Genomic DNA, 25,093 nt, shown 5'->3' on the forward strand with positions numbered 1-25,093 from the left:
TGTAGAATGGCACCATCAAGTTCAAGGCTCATCACCGCAGACACTGGCCCGCAGAGGCCCCTTCTGGAATCGCACATGACCGCACAACACCTAGCTACCGGCACCGCGCCTGGCGCCAATCTCAGCGCCCACACGCCCATGATGCAGCAGTATCTGACCCTCAAGGCCGAGAACCCGGAGATCCTGCTGTTCTATCGGATGGGCGACTTCTACGAGCTGTTCTATGACGATGCCCGCAAGGCCTCCCAGCTGCTCGACATCTCCCTGACCAAGCGCGGCCAGTCGGCCGGCAGCCCCATCCCGATGGCGGGCGTCCCCTATCATGCCATCGAAGGTTATCTGGCCAAGCTGGTACAGCTCGGCGAATCGGCTGCCATCTGCGAGCAGGTGGGGGATCCCGCCACCAGCAAGGGGCCGGTGGAGCGCAAGGTGATCCGCATCATCACCCCGGGTACCGTCTCCGACGAAGCGCTGCTCAGCGAGCGACAGGACAACCTGATCGCCGCCGTCTACCACGATGGCCGCCGCTTCGGCTACGGCACCATGGACATCGGCTCCGGCCGCTTCTTCATCAACCAGTTCGAGAAAGAAGAGACCCTGCTGGCGGAGCTGCAGCGCACCAATCCGGCCGAGCTGCTCTACCCCGAATCCTTCGCCTTCCTGCACCATGTCGAGGGTCGCCGCGGTCTGCGCCGCCGCCCGGAGTGGGAGTTCGAGCTGGGCACCGCCCGCAAGCTCTTGTGCCAGCAGTTCGGTACCCAGGATCTGGTGGGCTTCGGCGTCGAGCAGAGCGAGACCGCCCTGTGCGCCGCCGGCTGCCTGATGCAATACGTGAAAGACACCCAGCGCACCGCCCTGCCCCACATTCGCAGCGTGCGCCTCGAGCAGCCGGATCACGCGGTCATCATGGATGCCGCCACCCGCCGCAATCTGGAGCTGACCCAGAATCTGGCCGGCGGCCACGACAACACCCTCTCCGCCGTGCTGGACTGCACCGCCACCCCCATGGGCAGCCGCTTGCTCAAGCGCTGGATCCACCAGCCGATCCGCGACCGGGTGATCCTGAAAGGTCGCCAGAGCACCATCAAGGAGCTCATCGAGCAGAACCTCTATGACGAGCTGGGCGGCCTGTTGCGCCAGGTCGGCGATGTGGAGCGGGTGCTGGCGCGCCTGGCCCTGCGCTCGGCCCGTCCGCGCGATCTCACCCGGCTGCGGCAGGCCTTCGCCCAGCTGCCTGAGCTACAGCGCCTGCTGGCGGAGAGCGAGCATGAGGCGGTGCAGCAGCTGCGCGAACGCGCCAGCACCTTCCCCGAGCTGCTGGATCTGCTGGAGCGCGCCGTGATGGAGGTGCCGCCGGTGCTGATCCGCGATGGCGGCGTCATCCGTGACGGCTTCAACCAGGAGCTGGACGAGCTGCGGGATCTGGCCAACGGCGCCACCGCCAGCCTGGCCCGCATCGAGGAGCGTGAGCGGCTGCTGACCGGCATCAACACCCTCAAGGTGGGCTACAACAAGGTGCACGGCTTTTACATCGAGGTGAGCCGCGCCAACAGCCATCTGGTGCCGGCCCACTACATCCGCCGTCAGACACTGAAAAACAACGAACGCTACATCATCGACGAGCTTAAAAAGTACGAGGACAAGGTGCTCACCGCCCAGGCCCAGGCGCTGGCGCTGGAGAAACGCCTCTACGAGGAGCTGCTCGATGCTCTGCTGCCGCATCTGGGCGATCTGCAGGAGTCCGCCGCCGCGCTGGCGGAGCTGGACGTGCTGGCCAACCTGGCCGAGCGGGCCGAAACCCTGGACTACCGCTGCCCGACGCTCATCAACGAGGATCAGATCATCATCGAAGCGGGCCGCCATCCGGTGGTGGAGCAGGTGATGACCGACCCCTTCATCGCCAACCCCATTCGGCTGGAGCGGGAGCGGCGGATGCTGATCATCACCGGCCCCAACATGGGCGGTAAATCCACCTACATGCGCCAGACCGCGCTGATCGTGCTGCTGGCCCACATCGGTGCCTTCGTACCGGCCGACAGCGCCCGTATCGGCCCCATCGACCGCATCTTCACCCGTATCGGGGCGTCGGATGATCTGGCATCGGGAAGATCCACCTTTATGGTGGAGATGACCGAGACCGCCAACATCCTCAACAACGCCACCGCCCGCAGCCTGGTGCTGATGGACGAGATCGGCCGCGGCACCAGTACCTATGACGGCCTCTCGCTGGCGTGGGCCTGCGCCGAGCAGCTGGCAAGCAAGATTGGCGCCTACACCCTGTTCGCCACCCACTACTTCGAGCTGACCCGTCTGCCGGAGCTGATGGAAGGGCTGGCCAACGTCCACCTCGATGCGGTGGAACACGGTGACACCATCGCCTTTATGCACGCGGTGCAGGAAGGGGCGGCCAGCCGCTCCTACGGGCTGCAGGTAGCTGCGCTGGCGGGGGTGCCCAAATCGGTGATCCAGCAGGCCCGTCACAAACTGCACGAACTGGAAAGCGCCACCCCGGTGGCCGCTGGTGAAAGCCGCCCAGCCCCGGTGGCCATGGCGCCCCAGAGCCATCCGGTGGTCGATGAGCTGGAAGCAGTGCGCCCGGACGAGCTCACTCCGCGGCAGGCGCTGGATCTGCTCTATCGCCTCAAACAGATGCTGTGACCAGCGGCAGCTGATCAGCCATGAAAAAGGGGAACCGCGAGGTTCCCCTTTTGTTTGGCTGTTTGATGGCAGCCTGAACAGGATGAAGCAACGTCAGGCTGGCCCGATCCGCTCCAGCAGGCTCATGTGGGTTGAACCGTCGTGGCGCTTGAGCTTTTGCCGGTATTCGAACTGGTGCTGGCTCTCCTGCTTGAGCCCCAGCATCAGCGAGTAGCACATGGCCAGCATGATCACCGAGAAGGGCAGCGCCGCTATGATGCTGGCGGCTTGCAGGGCGGCCAGCCCGCCGGAGACCAGCAGGATGGCGGCCACCAGCCCCTGACCCAGCCCCCAGATGGCGCGGTGCAGCACGGGAGGATCCTGATCGCCGATGGAGAGCAGGGTCGTAATCACCAGGGTACCCGAGTCGCTGGAGGTGATGAAGTAGGTACAGATCAGCAGGGTCAGCACCCCCTTGGCGATCCAGCCGAAGGTCTCCCAGTGCAGCAGTTCCACCGTCTGGTAGAGCGCCAGGGTCACGTCCTGATTGACCGCGGCCACCACGCCGCCACCGCCGAACAGCTCCAGATTCATGGCGGTACCGCCGAACACGGTGAGCCAGAACATGCCGAGCAGCGAGGGCACCAGCAGCACACCGAGCACGAATTCGCGGATGGTACGCCCCTTGGAGATACGGGCGATGAACATGCCGACAAAAGGCGCCCACGCAATCCACCAGCCCCAGTAGAAGGCGGTCCAGCTCGACTGCCAGGCCGAGGTGCCGTTGGCCTCGGTGTTGGTCCAGAAGCTCAGCTTGACGATGTTTTGCAGGTAGTCACCGATGTTCTGCACATAGGCGTTGAGGATGTAGGTGGTCGGCCCCAGCACCAGAAAGAGGCTCAGCACGAACACGCTCAACCAGATATTGAGCTCGGAGAGCAGCTTGACCCCCCGCCCGACCCCGGAGACCGCCGACAGGGTGGCGATCAGGCTGATGCCGCCGATGAGCCAGAGCTGGTTCGCTTGCGATACTTCCATGCCGAACATCTGGTTGAGACCTGTGTTCATCTGGGAGACACCCAGGCCAAGGGAGGTGGCCACCCCGAACACGGTACCGAACACCGCCAGCACGTCGGCGGCGTGGCCCCAGAAGCCGTAGATGCGATCGCCGAGCAGCGGATAGAGCACGGAGCGGATGGCCAGCGGCAGCTTGCGCCGATAACTGAAGAAGGCGAGCGACAGGCCGACGATCACGTAGATGGCCCAGGGGTGCAGGCCCCAGTGGAAGAAGGTGAGGCGCATGGCGATCTGGGCCGCCTCCGGGGTCATCCCTTCGGTGATGAAGGGGTTGCCCTGCAGGTGGTTCATCGGCTCGGCGATGCTCCAGAACACCAGCCCTATGCCCATGCCGGCGCTGAACAGCATGGCAAACCAGGCGAAGTAGCCGAACTCCGGTACCTGGTCGTCGTCACCCAGCCGGATGCTGCCAAAGCGGCTGAACATCAAGTAGACAGCGAAGAACAGGAACAGGGCGACCACCAGAATGTAGTACCACTTGAACCCGGCAATGATCTGATCCTTGGCGCCGACAAACCAGCTGGCGGCCGTTTCGGGGACGAACACCCCGAACAGCAGGAACAGGGTGATGACGGTGAGCGCCGTCATGGCCATGGTCGGGTTGAGGCCTTTGAATAGCCCTTTGCTTGCTCTCATCTGGCCTCCTTAGTCGTTGTTGAAAAAGTCTTCACCCACGTGATCGCCGGCACCGCCGATGGCGCGGTAGACCAGCTTGCCGGCCGTCTGCACCCGGTGGTCCACCAGGCTGACCGAAGGCTGGCCATTCACCGCATGACGCTTGCCGAGGAAGATGGCCATGGGCACGCCCAGGTTGGAGATGCCGCTGGTGATCCAGAGCCGGTTGAAGTCGTAAGAGCCGCCGATGAACTCCAGCTGGGCCAGACCGGTATCAAGGCCGGTCAGATAGAAGTTCATCGCGCTCTCGTCCGGGAAGAGGTGCACCAGCACATAGGCGTAACGCAATTCATTCACCAACTCCTTTAGGTTGAAAGAACCTGTCTCACTGCAGGAGAGAGGCAGCTCACCATCGTAGTGGTGCACCTTGAGGTTGTTGGGGTCTTCGTCATAGGCAGGCTGGTAACGCACGAAAGCCGAGGTATCAGGCAGTTCATAACGCACTCTGACCACCCGAAGGTCGGCCGCCAGCGACTTGATGTCCAGTTCGTCACTCATCATCTTGCTCCTCAAAAGTCGGGTCAAAATTCGGAAAATGCCCGCTAACCTAACACAAAAATAATTAGAGCAGAAATCATTACAGTAAAAACCATATTGACCTTGTGACGAATTAGGCGGAGAATTTTGCGCCTCTCAACAGCCCCTCGACGATTCGTTCCCCATGGAAAAACATGATGAAGTGCTGGTCGCCCTGCGCCAGATAATTCGTGCCATCGACATGCACTCCAAGCGCTTGATCAAGGAGGCCGGCCTGACCTCGCCCCAGCTCTTGCTGCTCAAGGGGATCGACGAGCTGGGCCAGATTTCCATGCGCCAGCTGGCGGATCACACCAACATGAGTCAGGCCACCGCCACCACCATCATGGACCGCCTCGAGAGCCGCCAGCTGGTGCAGCGCATCCGCAGCGAAACCGACAAGCGCAAGGTGCATGCGACGCTGACTGACGCAGGCCGCGCCCTGCTGGCCCAGGCACCCACCCCGCTGCAGGAGCGCTTCATCCAGCGCTTTCAGGCACTTGAGGTCTGGGAGCAGACCCTGTTGCTCTCTTCCCTGCAGCGCATCTCGGCCATGATGAATGCCGACGAGATAGACGCGGCCCCGGTGCTGAGTGTCCGGCCCCTCACCGAGGAGCGGGCATAAAAAAAGCTCCCATTTGGGAGCTTTTTTTATGGGCCGGGAAGAGTGCGATCACTCTTCCAGGCTGATGCCGATATTGGAGACGCCATCCTGGGCCGCAAAGGTGCGGATCGCCAGAATACGGTCGCTGTCGCGCTCATGGGCAACCCGCTTGAGCAGCTCGACCTGGAACTCCAGCTCGGCTTCCATGTACTCGTGCTCGTAGAGCTCCTCGTCGGTGAGGTCGCGCTCTTCCAGCATCTCGATGAAACCGGCCACGGTACCCACCGACGCATGGCTGGCATCGTTGGCCTCTTCACCCACCCGGCAGATCACCGAGTTGTAGGCACAGCCCAGCGCCACGCAGGCATCCAGCGCCGGATAGGCACCGTAGGACTCGAATTTGCCAGGCTCGGGAATATAGACTTCAAACGCCTCCAGGATCGCCCCCAGATTGACGCGGGAACCCTTCACCGTCAGGTAATTCCACATCTGATCCAGGGCGTGGCGAAATGCCTTCGCATCCCCGAAACCGGAGGCCTGGGAAAACAGCGCATAGTTGGGGTACATGCGCTCTGCCAGCGCCAGGGTGTAGACGGTCTGTTGCCAAGGCTGTAGCTCGGCCAGTCGCTTATAAAACTTGTCACCAAACACTGGAGTCGGATCCTTTGCAAAATGTGGGGCAGATTGTAGCCCACGAGGGGCCGCGCGAAAACGAAAAAGCGGCCTGGTCGGCTATGTTGGCCGGTCAACTCGGGTAAGATGAGGACAGAGCGGCCTCTCTCCCGCGCCGCAAATCTGATAAGGAACAAGAGTATGAGTCAACGTACCCTTCTTTTGCTCAGCCAGGACAATGCTCACTACGAGCGCCTGCTCAAGGCGGCCCACCTCCCCCATTTGCGCATTCTGCGGGCCGACAACCAGGGCGAGGCCGAGAAATTGATCGGCGAAGCCCACATCCTGATGGCAGAGCCGGCGCGGGCCAAACCGCTGCTGGCCAAGGCCGGCAAGCTCAGCTGGCTGCAGTCCACCTACGCCGGAGTCGACGTGCTGCTGGATGCCAGCTGCCGCCGCGACTATCAGCTCACCAACGTGCGCGGCATCTTCGGCCCGCTGATGAGCGAATACGTGTTTGGCCATCTGCTCAGCCTGATGCGCCAGCTGCCGCTCTATCGGGAGCAGCAGAAGCAGCGACTGTGGCAAAGCCACCCCTATCACGGCCTCAAGGGACGCACCCTGCTTATCTTGGGCACCGGCAGCATAGGCCAGCACATTGCCCACACCGGCAAGCACTTCGGCATGAAGGTGCTTGGCATCAGCCGCAGCGGCCGCGAGCGGGCCGGCTTCGATCAGGTGTATCAACTGCCGGCCCTCAACAAGGTGCTGGCGCAGGCTGACGTCATCGTCAGCGTCCTGCCCGCCACCCGCGAGACGCACCACCTCTTCACCGCTCCCCGTTTCGAACACTGCAAAGCGGGCGCCATCCTGTTCAACGTCGGGCGCGGCAATGCCATCCACGAAGGTGACCTGCTCACGGCGCTGCGCACCGGCAAGCTGGGCATGGCAGTGCTGGATGTGTTCGCACAGGAGCCGCTGCCCGCCGACAGCCCGCTCTGGGGCCAGCCCAATCTCATCATCACGCCGCACAACAGCGCCTACAGCTTCCCCGAGGATGTGGCCCAGATCTTCGTGCGCAACTACATCCGCTTCATCGACGGCCAGCCGCTGGACGGCAAGATAGACTTCGACAAGGGCTATTGATGGCCATCAGCCAATAAAAAGGCCCCGCCAGAGTGGCGGGGCCTTTTTGTTTCGGCGAGAGAGGCATCAACCGGCCTCCATCTCCTTGCGATAGCTCTTCACTTTGGCGAGGAACTGGCGCTTCTCCTTGCCGGAGAGCGGTTCCGCCATCGGCAGCTTGACCTTCATGGCATCGACCGGACGGTTGTTGATCCGCACCTCGTAGTGCAGGTGGGCACCGGTGGAACGACCGGTGTTGCCGGAGAGCGCAATCTTGTCACCCATCTTCACCTTCTGGCCCGGCTTGACCAGCAGCTTGCTCAGGTGCAGGTAGCGGGTCATCAGGGTACGACCGTGCTTGATCACCACATAGGTGCCGGCCAGCGGGTGGCTGGTCGCCTTCAGCACGACACCGTCGCCGGTTGCCATCACGGGGGTGCCGACCGGCAGGGCAAAGTCGGTGCCCTCGTGGGGGCGTACCTGGCCGGTGATCGGATGGCGACGGTTCGGGTTGAAACTGGAGCTGACCCGGTAGCGGCTGTGAGTCGGATAACGGCGGAAGCCGCGCTCCAGGCTGTTGCCCTGGCCATCGTAGTAGTTGCCATCTTCAGACAACCAGGCAGACACGCTCTGGCCCTGGCTGAACACTTCCACCCCCAGCAACTGGGTATTGCCGGTGCTCTTGCCCTCGACCGTCTCCTGGCGCACCAGCACCTTGAACTTGTCGCCCTTTTTCAGATCCTTGGCGAAGTTGAGCCGCCACTGGAACAGGTTGGCAATCTTCTGGATGTGGTTGGCCGGGATCCCCGCATTGCGGGCACTGACGTAGAAGCTGCCGTTGATGACCCCGTCATACCCCTTCTTCTGCCACTCCACCTCTTCATTGAGCATGTTGGCGCTGTAGGTGTCGTCGGTGCGCTCCAGGATCAGGGTCTGCTTGATGTTCAGACGAATCTTCATCTGCTGCAGTATGTTGTCCTGATCGATCAGCAGCTCGATGGTTTGACCGGGCTTGAGACGTGCCAGATTGTTCTTGGTATCGGCATCCAGCACCTTGTAGAGGGTGGTGGTGGAGAGACCCAGGTTGTTGAAGATGGTGGTCAGGTTTTCGCCGTTTCGTACCCGATAATCCTGCCACTGGGGGGTGGCATCGGTCGGGATGTCATCTTCCGGGGTCGCGGCTTCCACCAGCTCGTGATCCGGGATGTCGTTGAAGTCCGTATTGTCTTCGTTGGTTGCGGTGCCGCTGGTGGCAATCGGCAACTCCAGACGCAATGGCCGCTCCAGGATGTCACCCGGCGCTGGCAATATGGCTACCGCAGACAGCGTCATCGCGGTCAGCAATAGCATGGCGTAAAAGTGTTTGCGGGGAACCGGGGGTTCCCAATTGGCAGCCTGCGCTACCAAGGGACGGAGACGTTTCATCCGCTATCCTGTCATTAGATCTAAGGGTGTTAGTGGTCAGTTTGTTTGTTATGAAACCGTATAAAACTGATTGTTTGACCTAAATACTCACAATTAGTTCATAGCAATCTGCATGAACCTCACATTTTATGCATAACATTCCTTTATGGGCAGAAATGATCGTCTTTTTTAACCATTTTTTTCCTATTTTTAAGAGCCGGGTCCGCTCGCATCAGACCCAAGGTTTCAGCATGTTGCGATAATTTTTCCATGGAGTGGATATGTCGTTAGCGAAACTGTTAAATCGAATCATCCTGATCTTGTTCCTGGCCGGGGCCATCCTGCTGTTCATGCTGGAGGTCACCACGGTACGCCAGTCCATCCTCGATCAGATGTCTGCCAATCTGGAAACCGCCATCACGGCCCTCGGCCTGGTGCTGCAGGGCACCCTGCTCAACGATGACAAGGTACTGGCCGAAACCATCGTCAACGCCATGTTCGACGGCGGCTTCGTCAGTGCGGTCACCCTGCTGGATCCCGATGGCCAGGTGTTGTTTCAGAAGGTCTTCCACACGGCGCAGCAAAACGTGCCGACCTGGCTCCCCTCTGTTATCGACATGCCACCGGTAAAAATTGAGCAGGAGCTGACCGATGGCTGGCGCATGCTGGGCACCCTCACCTTGGAAGGGCACACGGGTTATGCCTACCAGCACCTGTGGAATGCCATCAGCCGTACCGGCACGGCGCTGCTAGCCGGTCTGCTGGTATTCACCCTGGTGATCTCCTGGGTCTGCAACCGGCTGCTGCGCCCACTCGAGCAGATCAACCAGCAGTTGGTGAAGATCCGCAAGCGCCAGTTCAGCGGCAATCTGGCCTCCCCCTGGCTGCAGGATCTCAAGGAGCTGGTGGCCTCGGTCAACCAGCTGGTGTCCGAACGAAAACGGGATCTGCTGCAACAGCGGCTCAAGATCAGCCAGCTCAGCAAACAGGTCGCCATATCAAATCAGCCGCTGCAAACCTTGGCGGAGGCGGGAGAAGGCCTGCTGCAACAACATTTCTTCTCGACCCAGGGCAGCATTCGCCTCTACAGCCGCCTCATTCCGGAGGTCACCCCCTCGCTGGACAGCTCGCCGGACGAGATCCGGCACCTGCTCGATCTCTGGTTGCACCACACGGTCGAGGGACTGCAACTGCCGCTCAGCCTGCTCGGCCATGCTGACTGGACGCAATTTTCTGCCCTGCTTGCCAAGGGCAGAGGCAAGACCCTCGACTGGCGCTGGGATCAGGAACATGTGCCGCCCCTTGCCCAGGAGCGGCTGGCCGCCTTGCAGGAACAGGGCGTGGAGATGGCTTTCAGCGCCATCCCGATGACCAACGAGACCTTCAATCAGCTCGACCCCATCAACCCTGTCTTCATCAGCTGCCAGCCGACCCAGGCCCCGCTCTACTGGAATCTGGTGGCCCAGTGCCTGCACAGCGCGGGCTACACCCTGCTGGCGGAGGCCGGCGACATTCAGGATATCGATACCCTGCGCAACTGGGGCATCGATGGCTATGCCAGCAAGGAGGCATGATGAACAAGACCGGATTGTTGCTCGCCCTGCTGTGCCCACTGCCTCTGCTGGCCGACACCATGACCATCGCCACCGGCGGTGAGCAGGGGATCTATCACCAGATCGCCAAAGAGTTCTGTCGGCTGGCCAACAAGAGCGATGCCGGATTGCAGTGCAAGCTGCAGGCGACCTCGGGCTCCATCGAAAATCTGCGCCAGCTGAAAAGTGGCGAGACCCGCTATGCGCTGGTGCAGTCGGACTGGCTTTACCAAGCCAGTCACGGCCTGGGTCCGTATGCCAGTCAGCCTCAGCCAGAGCTCAGAGCCATCTTCGCTACCCACGCCGAGCCTTTCACCATAGTGGTGCGGGCCGACGGCGATATCACCAGCCTGGAGCAGCTCAAGCTGGCCCCCATCGACATGGGGCTCAAGAGCTCAGGCACCCGCCAGACGGCGCTCGCCCTGTTCAACGTGCTGGGCACCAAGGAGCAGGATCTCGATCTCAAGAGCGTGGCCAATCTGGCCGAGTCGCTGTGCAGCAAGCAGATCGATGCCTATGGCCTGGTGATGGGTCACCCCAATCGCATCGTGCTGGATACCGCCAAACGCTGTGCCGTGCGTTTTCTGCCGATCGAGGGAGCAACCCGGGATCAGCTGCTCAAGGGGGTGAAGTATTACCAGCGCAGCCAGGTGCCTGCGCGCATCTACCCGGGCAACCTCAAGGCGACGCCGACCTTTGCCATCGCGGCCACCCTGGTGACCACCGCCAGCACGCCGGAAGCCGATGTGTACCGCCTGACCAAGGCCATGCTGGCCCAGCAAACCAAGTTCAATGAGCAGACCTACGGCTACGCCAACCTGTTCCACCAGGCACGCAATAAGACCGGCCCGGTGCTGAGCATCGACCAGCATCCGGGCGCGGCCAAATATTTCGAGGAGTTGAAAACCGCGGGCAAGCTATAGCTCGCGGCGGGGGGAGCGCAGTTGCTCGCTGGAGAACCGGGTCTTCATCGACGTCCACTGCGCCAACCTGTCGGCACTACCTGCCAGCGTCCCTTCACGGCGGGACTTCATGATCCAGATGCTTTTGGCATCAAAGCTGTAGACGGGGATCAGGTCGGTTCGCTTGCTGCCGGGCAGGATCCGGCTGTTGATGTTGTCGAGCACCATTGGATCCGACTTGGGGGTCGCGAAGTAGAGCGTCACCATGTGGAACTGGTTGTAACGCACCGCCTTGACGTAGGCCAGCCGCAGCTTCTTCTCCTCCACCCCCAGCTCCATCAGGGTGTAGTACTTGGAGATGCTGTAATCCTCGCAGTCGCCACCGCGGGCGCCGATAAACTCCAGCGGATTGGCCCAGTAATCCGCTTCTCCCCACAACCTGGGATCATCGCTGTAGGTCAGGTTGTTGAAGTAGTTGTTCACCAGCTCGATCTTCTGCTGATCCGTGGTACCGGCCCTGGGCGTGAGCAGGCGCGAAAATGCCTCGGCCCGCTGAATAGCACGACCACCATATACTTCCTGTAGTTTTGCCCGCAGCTCGGGGCTGGCGATGTATTCGGAGAGGCGGGATGCCTGCACGCTGGCGCAGCATAGTGCCAACGTGCAGGTGGGAACGAGCAGCCATTTCATACAAGACACTCCCTGTCAGATGCTGGGAGTCAGTATAGTTGGCTGCGCACGCTCCATCATGAGCACCACGGCTCGGCGGGTCTGTCAGCGGCACTCGGCGAAAGCGTCCGCCAGTTGCTGCATGAACCGGGGATAGCCATCCGGGCCGAGCGGTACCTGCTCACCCACTTCATCCAGCAGCAGCACCTTGGCACCGGTATTGCGGGCCACCGACTCGATCACCGCTGGCGAGAATTGCGGCTCGGCATAGATGCAGCTCGCCTTTTTCTCTTCCAGTGCCTTGCGGATCTCCACCAGGGTCTTGGCGCCGGGGCGTCGCTCCGGGCTCACGGTAAAGTGGCCCTTGGAGCTCATGCCGTAGTGGCGCTCCCAGTAGCCATAGGCCTCGTGGAACACGAAATAGCCCTTCTGGTTCACCGCCTTCATCTGCTCGGCAATTACCTTGTCCTTGGCCTCTACCTTGGCCTTGAACGCCAGCAGGTTGGCGCGATAACGCTCGGCGTTGGCCGGATCCTGAGCGCTCAGGGTTTCGCTCAGGGCATTGGCGATGACCAGCGCCTGAGTCGGTCCCAGCCAGATGTGGGGGTCGACGCCCTCGTGGTGGTGCCCCTCATGACCGTCGTGATCATGACCTTCATGCCCCTCGTCGGCGTGTTCTTCGTGGCCGGCCTGCTTGCTGTAATCGAACAGCGGCATCCCTTCGACCCGGGTCAGGGTCAACACATGGGGATGCTTGGCCAGCGGCTTGGCCATGAAGCCTTCCAGCTCAGGACCGATCCAGACCACCAGGTCGGCCTCATTGATGCTGCGAATGTCAGATGGGCGCAGGGAGAAATCATGGGGCGAGGCGCCGGTCGGCAGCAGCACCTTGGGCTCGCTCACGCCGTCGGTGATGGCGGCCGCGATGAAACCCAGCGGCTTGATGGTGGTCAGCACCTCGAGGGCACGGACAGGCAGACTCACCGCCAGCAGGGCAGTGATCAGGGCAAGAATTCGCATAGAGGTCTCGTCAGGAAGTGTGTGTGTGATAATATAACAAACCAACGTTATTGTTATATTATAACTCTCACAGGCTGTAAACCCCGGAGCTGTCATGACCCAACTGGTGGAGCTGAAAGAGGTCTGTCTTTCATTTGATGGACGATCCGTGCTCGACAAGGTCTCCTTTACCCTGAACAAAGGCAAAATCACGACCCTGGTCGGTCCCAACGGAGCGGGCAAAAGTACCCTGAGCAAGCTGGTACTGGGCCTGCTCACGCCGGATTCAGGCCACATCGCCCGCAGCCGTGACCTGCGGGTCGGTTATGTGCCCCAGCGCCTCTATCTGGATCCCACCCTGCCGCTGACGGTGCGCCGTTTTCTGCAGCTTGGCAAGAACGGCCGCCTCTCCATCGAGGAGGCGCTGAACCGGGTCGGTGCGGAAGATCTTTTGGACAACCGGATGCAGAAACTCTCTGGCGGCGAGATGCAGCGGGTGCTGCTGGCCCGTGCCCTGCTGGTCAAACCCGAGCTACTGGTGCTGGACGAGCCAGTGCAAGGGGTGGACATCAACGGCCAGATCGAGCTCTACGCCCTCATCAGCCAGCTGGCCGCCGAGTTCAACTGCGCCGTGCTGATGGTCTCCCACGACCTGCACCTGGTGATGGCCAGCACCCACGAGGTGATCTGCCTCAACCGCCACGTCTGCTGTCACGGCGAACCGGAGAGCGTGGCCCGCCACCCCGAATTTGCCCGTCTGTTCGGCCGACCGGAACAGGAGGTGCTGGCGGTCTACACCCACCATCACCACTGCGACGGCGAACACCATCATCATGAACCGCAGGCCCCCGTCATTCGCCTGCCCTCCCGCAATCAATAACGTACCCGACAGGATCATCAAGTGGACAGCTTTCTGTTATACGCCCTCGCGGCCGGCCTCGGCATCGCCATGCTGGCCGGCCCCCTCGGCAGCTTCGTGGTATGGCGCAAGATGGCCTATTTTGGCGACACCCTCTCCCACGCCTGCCTGTTCGGCATCGCGCTCGGCATCCTGCTGCAGGTGGATCTCACCCTGGCGGTGGTGGTCTGCTGTCTCGCCATGGCCATGCTGCTGGTGATCATGAGCCGCAACCAGCAGGTCGCCACCGATACCCTGCTCGGCATCCTGGCCCACAGCGCCCTGTCGCTGGGTCTGGTCACCTTGAGTTTCATGGACAACGTGCGGGTGGATCTGATGGCCTACCTGTTCGGCGACCTGCTCTCGGTACAACCGATGGACTTGCTCTGGATCTATGGCGGCGGCGCCCTGGTGCTGCTCACCCTGTGGCGGCTGTGGGATCCCCTGCTCTCCATGACCATCTCCGAAGAGCTTGCCCGGGTGGAAGGGGTCAGGGTCGATGTGCTGCGCTGCGTGCTGATGCTGCTGATCGGGCTGGTGATCGCCGTGGCGATGAAGTTCGTCGGGGCGCTGATCATCACTTCCTTGCTGATCATCCCTGCGGCAACGGCCCGCCGCTTCAGCCGAACACCGGAACAGATGGCCGGCTTTGCCGCCCTCATCGGCTGCCTTGCCGTGCTCGGCGGACTGCTGCTCTCCTGGTATCAGGACACACCGGCCGGCCCTTCGGTAGTGGTCTGCGCCACCAGCCTGTTTATTCTGAGCCAGTTCAAGAAAGCCTGAACCCAAGTGGCCTGAGCCTTGCTGTCAGGCCACTCCATCTCTCGGCCCTTCGCAGGATCTCCGCCACCAGCCCTGCTCGTGCTGCGCCTATTCAAACACGCCTGAGCGGTTCATTCTCACCGGGGCGCAGGCTCGCTTGCGCCTCCTGCCAAAGCCACTGGCGCAGCCGGCTGATGGCGGGTTCATGGACACGCGAGCGCTTGCAGACAAAATAGAAGTTGTCCCCGGTCTCGAGTGCATGCAGCGGCAGTCGCACCAGACCGGGATCCTCCGGCTGCAGCATATAGTCGTTGATGAGCGCCACCCCCTGATCCCAGTTGGCCGCCTCCAGTGCCAGCAGAATGTGGCTGAAATGATGCATCCTCGCCTCGGGGGCGATCGTCAGCCCGCCCACGTCGGCCCAGCGCCGCCAATCCTCCCCCTTCTCCTTGTAGATCGCCTGGATGGAGAGCAGCGGCAGTTGCCACAGGGCCGCAGGCCACTCCCCCTCCACCTGCTGCCACAGTCGCCGGCTGCATACCGGCATCAGCCGCTCCCGGTAGAGCAGATCATGCATATAGCCGGGCCCCTTGGGGGAGACGGTGATGAAGCAGTCCGCCACCCGATCGGAGAGCTCGGGATCCTCCGCCACCATCTCCAGGCTGAGATCCAGCTCGGGATAGAGCTGGCGCAGCCCAGCCAGGCGCGGGATCAGCCACTTCACCGCAAACGAGCTGTAGACCGCGAGCCGGATCCGCATTTCGCCGCCGCCGCGCAGCTGCTCGCTGCTCTGGGCAATCTGGCCGAGCCCGGCGGAGATCCCCTCGAAATAGACCTCCCCCTGCGCCGTCAGCGACAGCAGCCGGCCCTGGCGCAGCAGCAACCGCTCTCCCAGAAAATCCTCCAGTAGACGGATCTGGTGGCTGACCGCACTCTGGCTGACGTTGAGCTCAATCGCGGCGCGAGAAAAGCTGAGCAGGCGGGCAACCACTTCGAAGTATTGAACGGCACGCAGGGGGGGCAGCTTCATTATCCAAAATTCTCATGCATGGTGATTTTTTATCATTTTACTGGATAACAGCACGCGGGCTACCCTTCCCTCATCAAACATGGGAGGTGGTATGAATGCAGTAGGGATCGGCATCCTTTATCTGGTGCTGGGCAATATGGTGGCGGTCTTTTCCGACGCGCTGGTCAAGGTGCTGGAGCCGGACCAGCCGGTGTTCCAGTTCGTCTTCTTCCGCCAGCTCTCCGCCGCCATCCTGCTGGCCCCCTGGCTGCTCTGGTCATGGCGTCGCAATCCGCCGGTAGCGCTCAAGTGGCATCTGCTGCGGGCCCATATCTGGGCGGTCGGCGTCTGCCTGATGGTGATCGCCCTCACCCGGCTGCCGCTGGCCACCGCCAACGCCCTCTTCTATGCGGCGCCGCTGATGATGGTGCCGCTGGCGGTGTGGCTGGCGGGGGAAGCGATCTCGCGCCAGAAGGTGCTGACCGCCTTCATCGGCTTTGTCGGGGTGCTGATCGTGCTGCGCCCCACCGAGGTGAACTGGGCGGCATTGGCAGCGCTCGGGGTGGCGCTCTCCATGGCGCTCAACAATCTGCTGATCAAGCGGATCCCGCTCCAGCAGCCCATCGCCCAGACCCTGTTCTTTACCAACGTGTTGAGCATGCCCTTCATCATGGCGCTGGCCTGGTGGGAAGGGGGCGACTGGCAGTGGCAGATGTGGTGGCCCGCCTTCGGCTCTTCGGCGCTGATCATGGTCTATGCGGGATTGTGCGTGGTGGCCTATCGCAAGGCCGAGGCGAGCAAAATAGCCTCTGCGGAGTACACCGGCCTGCTGATGGCGGTCGCCATCGGGGTATGGCTGTTCGATGAGCAGCCGGGCCTGCCGCTGCTGCTGGGGTGCCTGTGCATCATACTGCCGCTCATCGCCATGGCCCGCAGCAAGCCCAAACCGCAGGTCGAACCGGCACTCTAGCCAACGAGGGTCACCCCAGCTGTGGGGCGACCCTTTGTTGCAGATGGGGGATCACATCCTGCTCGAACCAGGGGTTCTTCTTGAGCCAGAAGGTGTTGCGCGGTGACGGGTGCGGCAGCGGCAACCAGGCCGGGCCGTAGTCAGCCCAGCTGCGTACCGTCTCGGTCAGCGACCCTTTCGCCGCCTCCCGCAGGTAGTAGGCTTGCGCATACTGGCCGATCAGCAGGGTCAGCTCGATGTTGGGCAGCAGCATCAGCACCTTGTCGTGCCAGGTGGGCGCACATTCGGGGCGCGGCGGCAGATCTCCTGACTTGCCCTTGCCAGGGTAACAGAGCCCCATCGGCATGATGGCGATACGGGATTCATCGTAAAAGGTGGCCTTGTCCACCCCGAGCCACTGGCGCAGGCGATCGCCGGAGGGATCGTCCCAGGGGATGCCGCTGGCATGCACCCGGGTGCCTGGCGCCTGGCCGATGATCAGCAGACGGGCGCGCTCGCTGCCACGGATCACCGGTCTGGGCCCGAGCGGCAAGTGTGCCTCGCACAGGCGGCAGGCGCGGATCTGTTCAAACAAACTGTCGAGTCGGTTCATGGGCCCGATAGTAGCAGAGTTTTCCGCCGGATCCTGCTTGTGAAAGATTCAGCAGATACTTATCATGCAGCCACACTTGTTTAATTTAATAAACGGAGCGAGATGAAGAACTGGATGGGCACCGGCAGCGCGGCCCTCTCATTCGTGCTGTGGGGCATGCTGCCCCTCTATTACCAGTTCATGCCCGCGGTCAACATGTGGGAGCTGCTTTCCCACCGGGTACTCTGGTCGGCGGTGCTGCTGGGCCTTCTGTTCCTCCTCATCGGCTACCGGGTGCCCTGGGCGCGGCTGCGCAGCGAACCGTGCCAGCTCGGTCTCATCCTGCTGGCCGGCCCCGTCATGTCCATCAGCTGGTGCATGTTCACCTGGTGCCTCACCACAGGCCAGGTGCTGGCCACCAGCCTCGCCTTCTTCATGACGCCGCTGTTCAACATCGTGTTTGCCGTGTTGTTCCTCAAAGAGAAGCTCACCCCGCAAAAACACCTGGCGGTGGCACTGGCGCTGGCGGGGCTGGCCTACATGCTGTTTTCTTACGGCCAGCTGCCCTGGTTCTCCCTCATCATGGGAGCCAACTTCGCCCTCTACGGTCTGCTCAAGAAGAAAGTCCACTATAACGCCGGCGTCAGCCTCTACCTCGAGGCGCTGGTGCAGTTGCCCGTCGCCCTGCTGATCATCGGCGCTCTGGCGGTGAGCGGTGCCAGCCAGTTCGTGACCGGTGACTGGACCGAGCGACTGTTGCTGATGGGCAGTGCCCCCGCCACCCTGCTGCCGGTGGGGCTGTTCTGCTACGGCATGATGCGTACCCGCATGAGCACGGTGGGTCTGCTGCAGTACATAGAGCCCAGCCTCGCCTTCCTGCTCGCCATCTTCTGGTTTGGCGAGACGCCGGATCCGGTGAAATCGGTGGGGTTTGCCTTCGTCTGGGCCGGCCTGCTGGTGAGCCTGCTGCCGCTGCACAAGCTTGGGCGCCATCTGCGCCGCAGCGCCGACGCTCAGGGTCTGCCGCGGTAGGATTCCAGGATGGCGTGCCACTTGGGATCCCGGTCCATCTGCTCGGCGATGTCGTTCAGCCGGCTGTGCAGTGCGCTGCGGGATTTTGGCAACAGGATATGGCGGGTATAGCTGGACTGGGCAAAGGGCGAGACGAACAGCTTGCCCTCGAAGGCCGGGTCATGGGTGAAGAAGGTGAGTGCCGAGCCCGGCACCAGGGTCACGTCGATGCGACCGCGCACCAGCAGGCTGAAGTTGGTCTTGACCTTCTTGGCATCGACCCGCACCAGATCGCCCCTGGCCGCCGCCTCGTCGATGCCCTGATAGCGATAGCCCTCGATGCCGCCGAAGCTCATCCCCTTCAGTGAGTCGGGCCCGTGATAGATGACCGGCCTGGCGACGCTGGAGATAAGCTCGTTGGTATCGCGCATGATGGGAAAGGTCCAGAGGTAGAGCTCGCGCTGGGGATCCCCCACCCAGGCGGGATTGACCCAGGCCACCAGGCCATCGAAGCCGGGGTCCGACATCTCCAGCGCCAGTCTGGCCCGATTCACCAGCCAAAGTTCCAGCCTGGGTTCTCCGCCAAGCTTTTCATTGAGATACTTGACCAGATCCCGGCTCAGACCAGTCTGCTCCCCGGTCATGAAGGGGGGGTGCTGATGATAGTCGTAGAGACGCAGCGTCTCGCCATGAGCCGATATCGACAGCAAACACCACAACCACCACCACGCTCGCATCGCACCTCCTTGAGCTGCTCTTGAGTGTGGCACAGAGAGATCGAATGAGAGAACCCGCTCCCGGCGCCGAACCGGCTACCAGTCCGCCCGCCAGCCACTGGTTCATCTACATGGTACGCACCGCCAGCGGCCTGCTCTATACCGGGATCAGCACGGACCCGCTCCGCCGTCTGCGCCAGCATCAAAGCGGCAAGGGATCCCGCGCCCTGCGTGGCAAGGGGCCGCTGACCCTGGCTTGGCAGCAGGCCGTCGGCGAGAAAGGGGTGGCGCTGCGCCTCGAATACCGGCTCAAGCAGCAGAGCAAGGCCTTCAAGGAGCAACTGATCACCCAGCCGGAGCGCTGGCTCGCCTGCAGCCAGTCCTGGCTGGCCACCGCCCAGATACAAAAAAGGCCGCGGTATGCAGCGGCCAAGGAAGGCTCCGATAACAGGGAGGGTCAACGGCAGGTTGATTAACCTGCTTGCGCCGGCTGCTGAAACCAGTACTCCACCACCCAGACACAAAAAAGGCCGCGGTACGCAGCGGCCAAGGAAGGATCCGATAACAGGGAGTGTCAACGGTAGGTTGATTAACCTGCTTGCGCCGGCTGCTGAAACCAGCACACCACCAGCAGACACAAAAAAGGCCGCGGTACGCAGCGGCCAAGGAAGGATCCGGTAACAGGGAGTGTCAACGGTAGGTATTGGCCTGCTTGCGCCGGCTGCTGATGAACCAGCACACCACCAACAGCACCAGCAACCAGGGCGCCAGCTTGATGATGAGGGCAAACATGCCGGCCAGGGCGCCAAACAGCACGAAGACGCCGCTCACCAGCAGCATGGCCAGCACGGTGAACCCGGCCAGCGCCATGCCGACCAGAACCAGCATCAAGACGATAAATTCCAGCATGTTTTGCTCCTCACTGGGTTAATGCCGCTGAGTGACCCGGGGTCAATCCAGCCAGCGCTTCAATTCACGACGGGGCGGCATGATCAGCACCGCCAGCAGATAGGCGGCCAGCGCCAGGGGCGGCATCAGGATCAGCGCCATCAGGGCCGCAACCCGCACCGTCACCCTGGAGAGCCCCAGCCCGTTGGCGATGCCGGCACAGACCCCGGTCAGCTTGCGATGGGCAAGATCCTTCGGCCAGGGCGTCATGGTTATGCCTCCACTTTTTGACCCTTGAGGCGGGCCAGCTCCCGTTCAATCTCGTCGTTCAGCTCCAGCTCGCGGAACTGGGCCTCCAGCGAAGGGTTCTGCCCCAGGGTTGCCGCCTCCAGCTGGGCTTCCAGCTGATCGACCCGGCCCTGAAAGCCGTCAAAACGGGCCATCAGCTCGTGCATGCGCTGGTTGTCTACCTGGGCACGGGCCCGCAGCCGGCTGTGAGCGGTTTGTTCACGCAGGGTCAGCAGCTTCTGCTTCTCGCGTGCCTCGGTCAGCTTGGCGGCCAGTCGCTCGCTGTCGGCGGTGAGCTGAGCCAGCACCTCGGCGACCCGCGCCTTGTCCTGCTCCAGTTGCTCACATTTTTTGACCTCGGCCAGCTTCTCGGTCAGCGCGGCCCGGGCCAGGTCCTCACGCCCCTTCTGGATGGCGAGTTCGGCCTTGGCCGACCACTCCAGGATCTGGTGTTGCAACGCCTGCTGATGACGCTCCAGCTGCTTCTGTTCGGCAATGACGCGGGCGGCCTGGGTTCTCATCTCGACCTGGACCTGCTCCATCTCTTCGATCATCAGCCGCAGCATCTTCTCCGGCTCTTCGCTCTTGTCGAGCAGGCTGTGCAGGTTGGCATTGATCACGTCGGTCAGGCGGCTAAATACGCTCATGGTCTGGCTCCTTGTTGATGGGATGGCTATCTCTTCCCATAACTTTACAAGAGCCGTGCCAAGATAATTTTTCCTTTACTTACATATAGATGGGGTTTTATCAGGTATTTTCAATATCGTCTTGGTGGCGAAAAATACCGATCTAGTGGTGATTTTCACCAATAAAAAAGGGAGCCAGCGGCTCCCTCATGCAATCTGCGGTGTACTCAGGCGGCCCGGGGATGACCGAGCTTGCTGTCCAGCTCCGCCAGCTTGGCCTCCATCCGGGCGCGGCAGTTGTCGGAGAGGTCGCGAATGCCGGCGGCACCGTGCTCCTTGCTGCAGACCGGGGCCATCACCTCCAGCAGCACCTCGCCGTTGTCCCAGCGGTTGAGATCGATCTGGCCGAAGTAGCTGGAGCAGACGATGGGCACCACCGGCACCTCTGCCTGTACCGCGGTGTGGAAGGCGCCTGCCTTGAACGGTAGCAGGCCACGCCCCTTGGAGCGGGTCCCCTCCGGGAACATCCAGATGGAGGTGCCGCGATGCTTGATGCGCTCCACCACCTGGCCGATGGTGCCGATGGCGCGGGAACGGTTGGAGCGGTCGATCAGCACGTTGCCGGAAAGCCAGAAGATGAGACCGAAGAAGGGCAGCCACAACAGGCTCTTCTTGCCCACCGCCACCACGCCGGGCTGCACCGCGCCGGTCACGGTGAAGATGTCGTAGTTGCTCTGGTGGTTGCAGACGTAGACCGCCGGCCCCACCGATTTGACCTCGTCGGCCACCGTCACCCGGACCTTGAGGCCGATCAGCGGGCAGACAGCATGGTACATGCAGGCGAAGACATAGACGTTGTTGGGATGGCGCGGACGCACCAGGCAAAGCAGCAGACCGAACAGGAACCAGAAGATGAGCAGCAGACCAAGCAGCAGCACACGGGCAAGTTTGAGCATCGAACACCTCGGATTTTGACTCGGCGCAGTATACTGGTCCCCCTTTTAGCGAACAAGCGTTCGCCAAACAGAACCGACCACCCCTGCCGCCCGCCCCTCTGCCTTAAAACGGACGGCGGCTTGCCCCACCCGGCGTTGGCCGTTAGGATGTGGCCATCTTGATGAACGGGGCGAGCATGATTCACCAACAACGCGTGGCGAAACGACTCCTGCTGCTGGTCTGCCTGCTGGTGCTCAATTGCGCTGCCCAGCCGCTGGCCCGGCTGGCCCTGCTCGATCACGCTCTCAGCTGTCAGGTCCTACCCTCCTTCGTCACGGCCGACGACCAGGCCGACAAGGGCACGCCCGCCAGCCCACAGCCCAACAGCTGCCAGCTCAACGGCAAGTGGCTGAGCGCCACCACCCTGCTCTGCCTCGAGCAGCTGTTCTTTGCGGTGGCCCTGCTCATCGCGCTGCTGGCCCCGCTCTGGCGCTACACGCCGCCACTGCCACCGCCACGGGCCGTGTCGCCCCCCGAACGACGACTTCACCTCACCCTCTGTGTCTGGCGGGAATGAGTTCAGCCGCGCTTTTTCAGCCTGCTGTCATTCATTTTTTGCGAGACAACGTTTATGTCAACTCTCTTCAAGGCGAGCCTGCTGCTGGGCTCCCTGCTGTGGCAATCCAGCGGATTGGCCAGCGATACGGGCTGGCTCACCAGCCCCCAGAACGATCACGCCAAGGTCAGGCTGCAAGCCGACCGCAGCGCCCCTGACCACACCCGCATCCTGCTCGAGGTGGCCCTCGAGTCCGGCTGGAAAACCTACTGGCGCAGCCCGGGTGAAGGGGGCATAGCGCCCCAGATCCTGTGGGATCAGCCGGTCGGCGACTTCCAGTGGCACTGGCCCACGCCGCGCCCCTTCGAGGTGGCCGGACTCAGCACCCAGGGTTATCAGCAACAAGTGCGCTTCCCCCTGAGCCTCGACTACCCGGCCGGGCAGCCGCTCAAGGGCACCTTGCGCCTCTCTACCTGCAGCAACGTCTGCATCCTGACCGACTACCCCTTCACCCTGGCGGTGGATGGGCAGGCACCGGCCGGTTTTGACTTCGCCTGGGCCCAAACCATGAGCACCCTGCCGCAGACGCTGCCTGCCGACACCCGGGTCGAGCTCGGCTACCAGCACAACCAGCTGCAACTGCGCGCCGAGCGGGCGGAGGGATGGCAGGCGCCAGCGCTCTTCATCGATGCGCTGGAAGGGGCCGAGTTCGGCAAGCCCGCGCTCGAGGTGAGTGGCAACACCCTGATCGCCCGGGTCCCGGTCAGCGATGGCTGGCAGGGGGATGCCCCTGACTTGCGCGGCCAATCCCTCAGCCTGTTGCTCGGCAGCGGCGATGAGGCCTGGCAGACCCGCGCCACCATCGCCGAGCCTCTCGCCCTGCCGGCCCCAGGTCAGCCTCTCATCTGGCTGCTGGGGGCGGCGCTGCTCGGCGGCCTCATCCTCAACCTGATGCCTTGCGTGCTGCCGGTGCTGGCCCTGAAACTGGGTACCGTGCTGCAGCAGCAGGCGAGCGAACAGCGACAGGTGCGCAAGCAGTTCCTCGCCGCCAGTGCCGGGATCATTGCCTCCTTCTGGGTGCTGGCGGCCATGAGCAGCCTGCTGCGCGCCACCCAGGGGGCAGTCGGCTGGGGGATCCAGTTCCAGAGCGCCGGTTTCATCGGCTTCATGGTGGCGGTGACCCTGCTGTTTTGCGCCAACCTGCTGGGGTTGTTCGAAATCCGTCTGCCCAGCAATCTCAGCACTCGCCTCGCCACCAGCGGCGGCAAGGGGCTCGGTGGCCACTTCCTGCAGGGGAGTTTCGCCACCCTGTTGGCCACCCCCTGCTCGGCCCCCTTCCTCGGCACCGCGGTGGCCTTTGCACTGGCGGCGCCGCTCGGCCAGCTCTGGCTCATTTTCACGGCGCTCGGCCTTGGCATGAGCCTGCCCTGGCTGCTGGTGGCGGCCCTGCCGCGCCTCGCCCTCTGGCTGCCCAAACCGGGCCGCTGGATGGGGCGACTGCGCATCCTGCTCGGGTTGATGATGCTGGGCTCCAGCCTCTGGCTGGCGAGCCTGCTTGGCAACCATCTGGGCAGCACGGCCACCGGCTGGCTGATGGCCGCCATGCTGCTGGCGCTGCTGATTGGCATCCTCTGGCGTTATGGCATGCGCGGTTTCACGCTGGCCCTCTCCCTCTCGGCACTCATCGGCGGCGCCCTGCTGCTGGGTGGCGCCCTCACGGCGCAGGGGTCGGGCAGCGTCGATCGCATTGCCTGGCAGCCGCTCTCCGAACAGGCCATCGTCGATGCGCTGGCCCAGCGCAAGCGGGTCTTCGTCGACGTCACCGCCGACTGGTGCGTCACCTGCAAGGCCAACAAGTACAACGTGCTGCTGCGTGACGAGGTGCAGAGCGCCCTGTCGGCCCCGGACGTGGTGGCCCTGCGCGGCGACTGGAGCCGGCCGAGCGATGCCATCTCCGCCTTCCTGCGCCAGCGCGGCGCTGCCGCCGTCCCTTTCAACCAGATCTACGGGCCCGGCCTGCCAGAGGGGGAGAGCCTCTCGCCCCTGCTGGACAAGGCCGACTTGCTCGACGTGTTGCACCAGGCCGGCCTCGTCCAGGCCGATGCCCCCCATTTTTAAGGAGAATCCCATGACCCTGCGTACCCTGAAACTGCGCACCCTGACCCTCTGCACCGCCCTCGTTGCCGGCACCTTCTGCGCCCCCTTGCTGCAGGCGGCACCCTTCACCCCGGAGCAGGAGGCACGCATCAAGGAGCTCATTCGCGAGACCCTGGTTGCCAACCCCAAGATCCTCGACGAGGCGGCCGAATCCTGGGAGAAGCAGAACGCCGCCGCCCAGGAGGCCCAGCTCGGCGACTTCATCAAGGGCAATCAGGACGTGCTGTTCAACAGCACAACCAGCCCGCGCCTCGGCGCCAAGCACCCCAAGCTGACCCTGGTGCTGTTCACCGACTACAACTGCCCCTACTGCAAGCAGTTCGATCCTCAGCTGACCAAGCTGCTCAAGGCCTATCCCGACGATCTGGGGCTGGTGATCAAGCTGCTGCCGTTCAAGGGGCAGAGCTCCGCCAAGGCGGCCCAGTACAGCCTGACCCTGTGGCAGCAGGAGCCGGCCCGCTTCCTCGCCCTGCACGACAAGCTGATGAGCAAGCAGGGGATGCTGACCGAGGCGGACATCAACAAGGCGCTGGCGGCCACCGGCAACACGGCCCTCAAGCCCGATGCCAAGGCCACCGAGGAGCTGCGCAACAGCCTTCGTATCGGCACTCTTCTTGGCGTGCAGGGCACCCCGGCAACGCTCATCGGCAACCAGCTGGTACCGGGTGCCGTGCCCTATGACGAGCTGGAGCAGCTGGTCAAAGCCGAGCTGGCCAAGCGGGCATGAGGAGGCCAGTGATGGATCTGCGACCACACCGACTGCGCATCGGCCCCCTTCTTGGCGTGCAGGGCACCCCGGCAACGCTGATCGGCAACCAGCTGGTGCCGGGCGCCGTGCCCTATGACGAGCTGGAGCCGCTGGTAAAGGCCGAGCTGGCCAAGCGGAGCTAAAC

The 25,093-nt window shown here is 62.7% G+C and carries 26 protein-coding genes and 1 pseudogene; 14 read left to right on the plus strand and 13 right to left on the minus strand.

Features of this window, described 5'->3' with window-relative positions; genetic code table 11:
• Positions 1-75: 75 nt before the first annotated feature.
• Positions 76-2,658 carry a DNA mismatch repair protein MutS gene (gene mutS, locus E5E97_RS01325; protein WP_171279764.1) on the plus strand — a complete coding sequence of 861 codons (2,583 nt, stop codon included), beginning with the start codon at positions 76-78 and terminating at the stop codon, positions 2,656-2,658.
• 93 nt (positions 2,659-2,751) lie between these two features.
• Here mutS and E5E97_RS01330 read toward each other — a convergent pair whose 3' ends face one another.
• Both E5E97_RS01330 and E5E97_RS01335 read right to left on the minus strand, forming a co-directional pair.
• Positions 2,752-4,350 carry a BCCT family transporter gene (locus E5E97_RS01330; protein WP_077095159.1) on the minus strand — a complete coding sequence of 533 codons (1,599 nt, stop codon included), beginning with the start codon at positions 4,348-4,350 and terminating at the stop codon, positions 2,752-2,754.
• A 9-nt stretch (positions 4,351-4,359) separates the two neighbouring features.
• On the minus strand, positions 4,360-4,887 hold the full coding sequence (locus E5E97_RS01335; RefSeq protein WP_011707435.1) for a hypothetical protein: 528 nt from the start codon (positions 4,885-4,887) through the stop codon (positions 4,360-4,362).
• A 163-nt stretch (positions 4,888-5,050) separates the two neighbouring features.
• Between E5E97_RS01335 and E5E97_RS01340 the strand changes: the two genes are divergently transcribed.
• A complete protein-coding gene (locus E5E97_RS01340) occupies positions 5,051-5,530 on the plus strand; it encodes a MarR family winged helix-turn-helix transcriptional regulator (RefSeq protein ID WP_011707436.1) in 480 nt (159 codons plus the stop codon).
• 48 nt (positions 5,531-5,578) lie between these two features.
• On the opposite strand, the gene E5E97_RS01345 is transcribed toward E5E97_RS01340, so the two are convergent.
• Positions 5,579-6,160 (minus strand): YjaG family protein, encoded by a 582-nt coding sequence (locus E5E97_RS01345; protein WP_011707437.1) that lies wholly within the window; start codon positions 6,158-6,160, stop codon positions 5,579-5,581.
• Between the two features lie 162 nt (positions 6,161-6,322).
• Here E5E97_RS01345 and E5E97_RS01350 point away from each other — a divergent pair, with 162 nt between their 5' ends.
• Positions 6,323-7,267 (plus strand): D-2-hydroxyacid dehydrogenase, encoded by a 945-nt coding sequence (locus E5E97_RS01350; protein ID WP_011707438.1) that lies wholly within the window; start codon positions 6,323-6,325, stop codon positions 7,265-7,267.
• Positions 7,268-7,333: 66 nt separating this feature from the next.
• Here the strand turns inward: E5E97_RS01350 and mepM are convergent, their stop codons facing one another.
• Positions 7,334-8,671, minus strand: coding sequence for a murein DD-endopeptidase MepM (gene mepM / locus E5E97_RS01355; RefSeq protein ID WP_171279765.1), 1,338 nt, complete (start codon positions 8,669-8,671; stop codon positions 7,334-7,336).
• 260 nt (positions 8,672-8,931) lie between these two features.
• Between mepM and E5E97_RS01360 the strand changes: the two genes are divergently transcribed.
• Both E5E97_RS01360 and E5E97_RS01365 read left to right on the plus strand, forming a co-directional pair.
• Entirely contained in the window at positions 8,932-10,224 is a 1,293-nt protein-coding gene (locus tag E5E97_RS01360) for a LapD/MoxY N-terminal periplasmic domain-containing protein (protein ID WP_045525526.1), read from the plus strand.
• On the plus strand, positions 10,224-11,165 hold the full coding sequence (locus E5E97_RS01365; protein ID WP_045525528.1) for a TAXI family TRAP transporter solute-binding subunit: 942 nt from the start codon (positions 10,224-10,226) through the stop codon (positions 11,163-11,165). The genes E5E97_RS01360 and E5E97_RS01365 overlap by 1 nt, the downstream gene beginning before the upstream one ends.
• Here E5E97_RS01365 and E5E97_RS01370 read toward each other — a convergent pair.
• Entirely contained in the window at positions 11,160-11,834 is a 675-nt protein-coding gene (locus E5E97_RS01370; RefSeq protein WP_171279766.1) for a transglutaminase-like cysteine peptidase, read from the minus strand. The two genes, E5E97_RS01365 and E5E97_RS01370, sit on opposite strands and share 6 nt — an antisense overlap.
• A gap of 84 nt (positions 11,835-11,918) precedes the next feature.
• Positions 11,919-12,833, minus strand: a complete 915-nt coding sequence (gene znuA, locus E5E97_RS01375) for a zinc ABC transporter substrate-binding protein ZnuA (protein WP_171279767.1) — start codon at positions 12,831-12,833, stop codon at positions 11,919-11,921.
• Positions 12,834-12,927: 94 nt separating this feature from the next.
• Between znuA and znuC the strand changes: the two genes are divergently transcribed.
• The gene (znuC, locus tag E5E97_RS01380; RefSeq protein ID WP_171279768.1) at positions 12,928-13,692 is read left to right on the plus strand and encodes a zinc ABC transporter ATP-binding protein ZnuC; all 765 of its coding nucleotides are present in this window, start codon (positions 12,928-12,930) and stop codon (positions 13,690-13,692) included.
• Between the two features lie 21 nt (positions 13,693-13,713).
• Entirely contained in the window at positions 13,714-14,493 is a 780-nt protein-coding gene (gene znuB, locus E5E97_RS01385; protein ID WP_171279769.1) for a zinc ABC transporter permease subunit ZnuB, read from the plus strand.
• Positions 14,494-14,584: 91 nt separating this feature from the next.
• Here znuB and E5E97_RS01390 read toward each other — a convergent pair whose 3' ends face one another.
• Positions 14,585-15,502, minus strand: coding sequence for a LysR substrate-binding domain-containing protein (locus E5E97_RS01390; RefSeq protein ID WP_043160693.1), 918 nt, complete (start codon positions 15,500-15,502; stop codon positions 14,585-14,587).
• A 91-nt stretch (positions 15,503-15,593) separates the two neighbouring features.
• Here E5E97_RS01390 and E5E97_RS01395 point away from each other — a divergent pair, with 91 nt between their 5' ends.
• Positions 15,594-16,451: a DMT family transporter gene (locus E5E97_RS01395; protein WP_011707447.1), complete on the plus strand. Its 858-nt coding sequence runs from the start codon at positions 15,594-15,596 to the stop codon at positions 16,449-16,451.
• 10 nt (positions 16,452-16,461) lie between these two features.
• On the opposite strand, the gene E5E97_RS01400 is transcribed toward E5E97_RS01395, so the two are convergent.
• The gene (locus E5E97_RS01400; protein WP_171279770.1) at positions 16,462-17,043 is read right to left on the minus strand and encodes a uracil-DNA glycosylase family protein; all 582 of its coding nucleotides are present in this window, start codon (positions 17,041-17,043) and stop codon (positions 16,462-16,464) included.
• Positions 17,044-17,145: 102 nt separating this feature from the next.
• Between E5E97_RS01400 and rarD the strand changes: the two genes are divergently transcribed.
• Complete coding sequence (gene rarD, locus E5E97_RS01405) at positions 17,146-18,054, plus strand: EamA family transporter RarD (RefSeq protein ID WP_171279771.1); 909 nt, start codon at positions 17,146-17,148, stop codon at positions 18,052-18,054.
• On the opposite strand, the gene E5E97_RS01410 is transcribed toward rarD, so the two are convergent.
• Positions 18,036-18,770, minus strand: coding sequence for an ABC transporter substrate-binding protein (locus E5E97_RS01410; RefSeq protein ID WP_171279772.1), 735 nt, complete (start codon positions 18,768-18,770; stop codon positions 18,036-18,038). The two genes, rarD and E5E97_RS01410, sit on opposite strands and share 19 nt — an antisense overlap.
• Positions 18,771-18,814: 44 nt before the next feature.
• Between E5E97_RS01410 and E5E97_RS01415 the strand changes: the two genes are divergently transcribed.
• Positions 18,815-19,225 carry a GIY-YIG nuclease family protein gene (locus E5E97_RS01415; protein WP_171279773.1) on the plus strand — a complete coding sequence of 137 codons (411 nt, stop codon included), beginning with the start codon at positions 18,815-18,817 and terminating at the stop codon, positions 19,223-19,225.
• A 214-nt stretch (positions 19,226-19,439) separates the two neighbouring features.
• Here E5E97_RS01415 and pspG read toward each other — a convergent pair whose 3' ends face one another.
• The 4 genes from pspG to E5E97_RS01435 all read right to left on the minus strand — a co-directional run bounded on the left by pspG (position 19,440) and on the right by E5E97_RS01435 (position 21,507).
• On the minus strand, positions 19,440-19,658 hold the full coding sequence (gene pspG, locus E5E97_RS01420; RefSeq protein ID WP_010636066.1) for an envelope stress response protein PspG: 219 nt from the start codon (positions 19,656-19,658) through the stop codon (positions 19,440-19,442).
• A gap of 42 nt (positions 19,659-19,700) precedes the next feature.
• A complete protein-coding gene (locus tag E5E97_RS01425) occupies positions 19,701-19,907 on the minus strand; it encodes a PspC domain-containing protein (RefSeq protein WP_017411260.1) in 207 nt (68 codons plus the stop codon).
• 2 nt (positions 19,908-19,909) lie between these two features.
• Positions 19,910-20,572, minus strand: coding sequence for a phage shock protein PspA (pspA, locus tag E5E97_RS01430; protein WP_017782532.1), 663 nt, complete (start codon positions 20,570-20,572; stop codon positions 19,910-19,912).
• 206 nt (positions 20,573-20,778) lie between these two features.
• Positions 20,779-21,507 (minus strand): 1-acylglycerol-3-phosphate O-acyltransferase, encoded by a 729-nt coding sequence (locus E5E97_RS01435; RefSeq protein WP_171279774.1) that lies wholly within the window; start codon positions 21,505-21,507, stop codon positions 20,779-20,781.
• A gap of 176 nt (positions 21,508-21,683) precedes the next feature.
• On the opposite strand from E5E97_RS01435, the gene E5E97_RS01440 reads away from it, so the two are divergent.
• The 4 genes and pseudogenes from E5E97_RS01440 to E5E97_RS01455 form a co-directional block, all read left to right on the plus strand.
• Positions 21,684-22,064 (plus strand): hypothetical protein, encoded by a 381-nt coding sequence (locus tag E5E97_RS01440; RefSeq protein WP_171279775.1) that lies wholly within the window; start codon positions 21,684-21,686, stop codon positions 22,062-22,064.
• Between the two features lie 54 nt (positions 22,065-22,118).
• On the plus strand, positions 22,119-24,161 hold the full coding sequence (locus E5E97_RS01445) for a protein-disulfide reductase DsbD (RefSeq protein ID WP_171279776.1): 2,043 nt from the start codon (positions 22,119-22,121) through the stop codon (positions 24,159-24,161).
• A 10-nt stretch (positions 24,162-24,171) separates the two neighbouring features.
• Positions 24,172-24,927: a DsbA family protein gene (locus tag E5E97_RS01450; RefSeq protein WP_029304782.1), complete on the plus strand. Its 756-nt coding sequence runs from the start codon at positions 24,172-24,174 to the stop codon at positions 24,925-24,927.
• Positions 24,928-24,944: 17 nt separating this feature from the next.
• Positions 24,945-25,091 (plus strand): annotated as a pseudogene (locus E5E97_RS01455) (copper resistance protein); the annotation flags it as partial.
• Positions 25,092-25,093: the final 2 nt, after the last annotated feature.

Source organism: Aeromonas sp. 2692-1 (genome assembly GCF_013085505.1).
GTDB classification, from domain to species: domain Bacteria; phylum Pseudomonadota; class Gammaproteobacteria; order Enterobacterales; family Aeromonadaceae; genus Aeromonas; species Aeromonas hydrophila.

Excerpts from the sequence above, each read along its gene's own strand:
- mutS (WP_171279764.1), top strand. The coding sequence starts at position 76 with ATGACCGCACAACACCTAGCTACCGGCACCGCGCCTGGCGCCAATCTC.
- E5E97_RS01330 (WP_077095159.1), bottom strand. The coding sequence starts at position 4,350 with ATGAGAGCAAGCAAAGGGCTATTCAAAGGCCTCAACCCGACCATGGCC.
- E5E97_RS01335 (WP_011707435.1), bottom strand. The coding sequence starts at position 4,887 with ATGAGTGACGAACTGGACATCAAGTCGCTGGCGGCCGACCTTCGGGTG.
- E5E97_RS01340 (WP_011707436.1), top strand. The coding sequence starts at position 5,051 with ATGGAAAAACATGATGAAGTGCTGGTCGCCCTGCGCCAGATAATTCGT.
- E5E97_RS01350 (WP_011707438.1), top strand. The coding sequence starts at position 6,323 with ATGAGTCAACGTACCCTTCTTTTGCTCAGCCAGGACAATGCTCACTAC.
- mepM (WP_171279765.1), bottom strand. The coding sequence starts at position 8,671 with ATGAAACGTCTCCGTCCCTTGGTAGCGCAGGCTGCCAATTGGGAACCC.
- E5E97_RS01360 (WP_045525526.1), top strand. The coding sequence starts at position 8,932 with ATGTCGTTAGCGAAACTGTTAAATCGAATCATCCTGATCTTGTTCCTG.
- E5E97_RS01365 (WP_045525528.1), top strand. The coding sequence starts at position 10,224 with ATGAACAAGACCGGATTGTTGCTCGCCCTGCTGTGCCCACTGCCTCTG.
- E5E97_RS01370 (WP_171279766.1), bottom strand. The coding sequence starts at position 11,834 with ATGAAATGGCTGCTCGTTCCCACCTGCACGTTGGCACTATGCTGCGCC.
- znuA (WP_171279767.1), bottom strand. The coding sequence starts at position 12,833 with ATGCGAATTCTTGCCCTGATCACTGCCCTGCTGGCGGTGAGTCTGCCT.
- znuC (WP_171279768.1), top strand. The coding sequence starts at position 12,928 with ATGACCCAACTGGTGGAGCTGAAAGAGGTCTGTCTTTCATTTGATGGA.
- E5E97_RS01390 (WP_043160693.1), bottom strand. The coding sequence starts at position 15,502 with ATGAAGCTGCCCCCCCTGCGTGCCGTTCAATACTTCGAAGTGGTTGCC.
- E5E97_RS01395 (WP_011707447.1), top strand. The coding sequence starts at position 15,594 with ATGAATGCAGTAGGGATCGGCATCCTTTATCTGGTGCTGGGCAATATG.
- E5E97_RS01400 (WP_171279770.1), bottom strand. The coding sequence starts at position 17,043 with ATGAACCGACTCGACAGTTTGTTTGAACAGATCCGCGCCTGCCGCCTG.
- rarD (WP_171279771.1), top strand. The coding sequence starts at position 17,146 with ATGAAGAACTGGATGGGCACCGGCAGCGCGGCCCTCTCATTCGTGCTG.
- E5E97_RS01410 (WP_171279772.1), bottom strand. The coding sequence starts at position 18,770 with ATGCGAGCGTGGTGGTGGTTGTGGTGTTTGCTGTCGATATCGGCTCAT.
- E5E97_RS01415 (WP_171279773.1), top strand. The coding sequence starts at position 18,815 with ATGAGAGAACCCGCTCCCGGCGCCGAACCGGCTACCAGTCCGCCCGCC.
- pspG (WP_010636066.1), bottom strand. The coding sequence starts at position 19,658 with ATGCTGGAATTTATCGTCTTGATGCTGGTTCTGGTCGGCATGGCGCTG.
- E5E97_RS01425 (WP_017411260.1), bottom strand. The coding sequence starts at position 19,907 with ATGACGCCCTGGCCGAAGGATCTTGCCCATCGCAAGCTGACCGGGGTC.
- pspA (WP_017782532.1), bottom strand. The coding sequence starts at position 20,572 with ATGAGCGTATTTAGCCGCCTGACCGACGTGATCAATGCCAACCTGCAC.
- E5E97_RS01435 (WP_171279774.1), bottom strand. The coding sequence starts at position 21,507 with ATGCTCAAACTTGCCCGTGTGCTGCTGCTTGGTCTGCTGCTCATCTTC.
- E5E97_RS01440 (WP_171279775.1), top strand. The coding sequence starts at position 21,684 with ATGATTCACCAACAACGCGTGGCGAAACGACTCCTGCTGCTGGTCTGC.
- E5E97_RS01445 (WP_171279776.1), top strand. The coding sequence starts at position 22,119 with ATGTCAACTCTCTTCAAGGCGAGCCTGCTGCTGGGCTCCCTGCTGTGG.
- E5E97_RS01450 (WP_029304782.1), top strand. The coding sequence starts at position 24,172 with ATGACCCTGCGTACCCTGAAACTGCGCACCCTGACCCTCTGCACCGCC.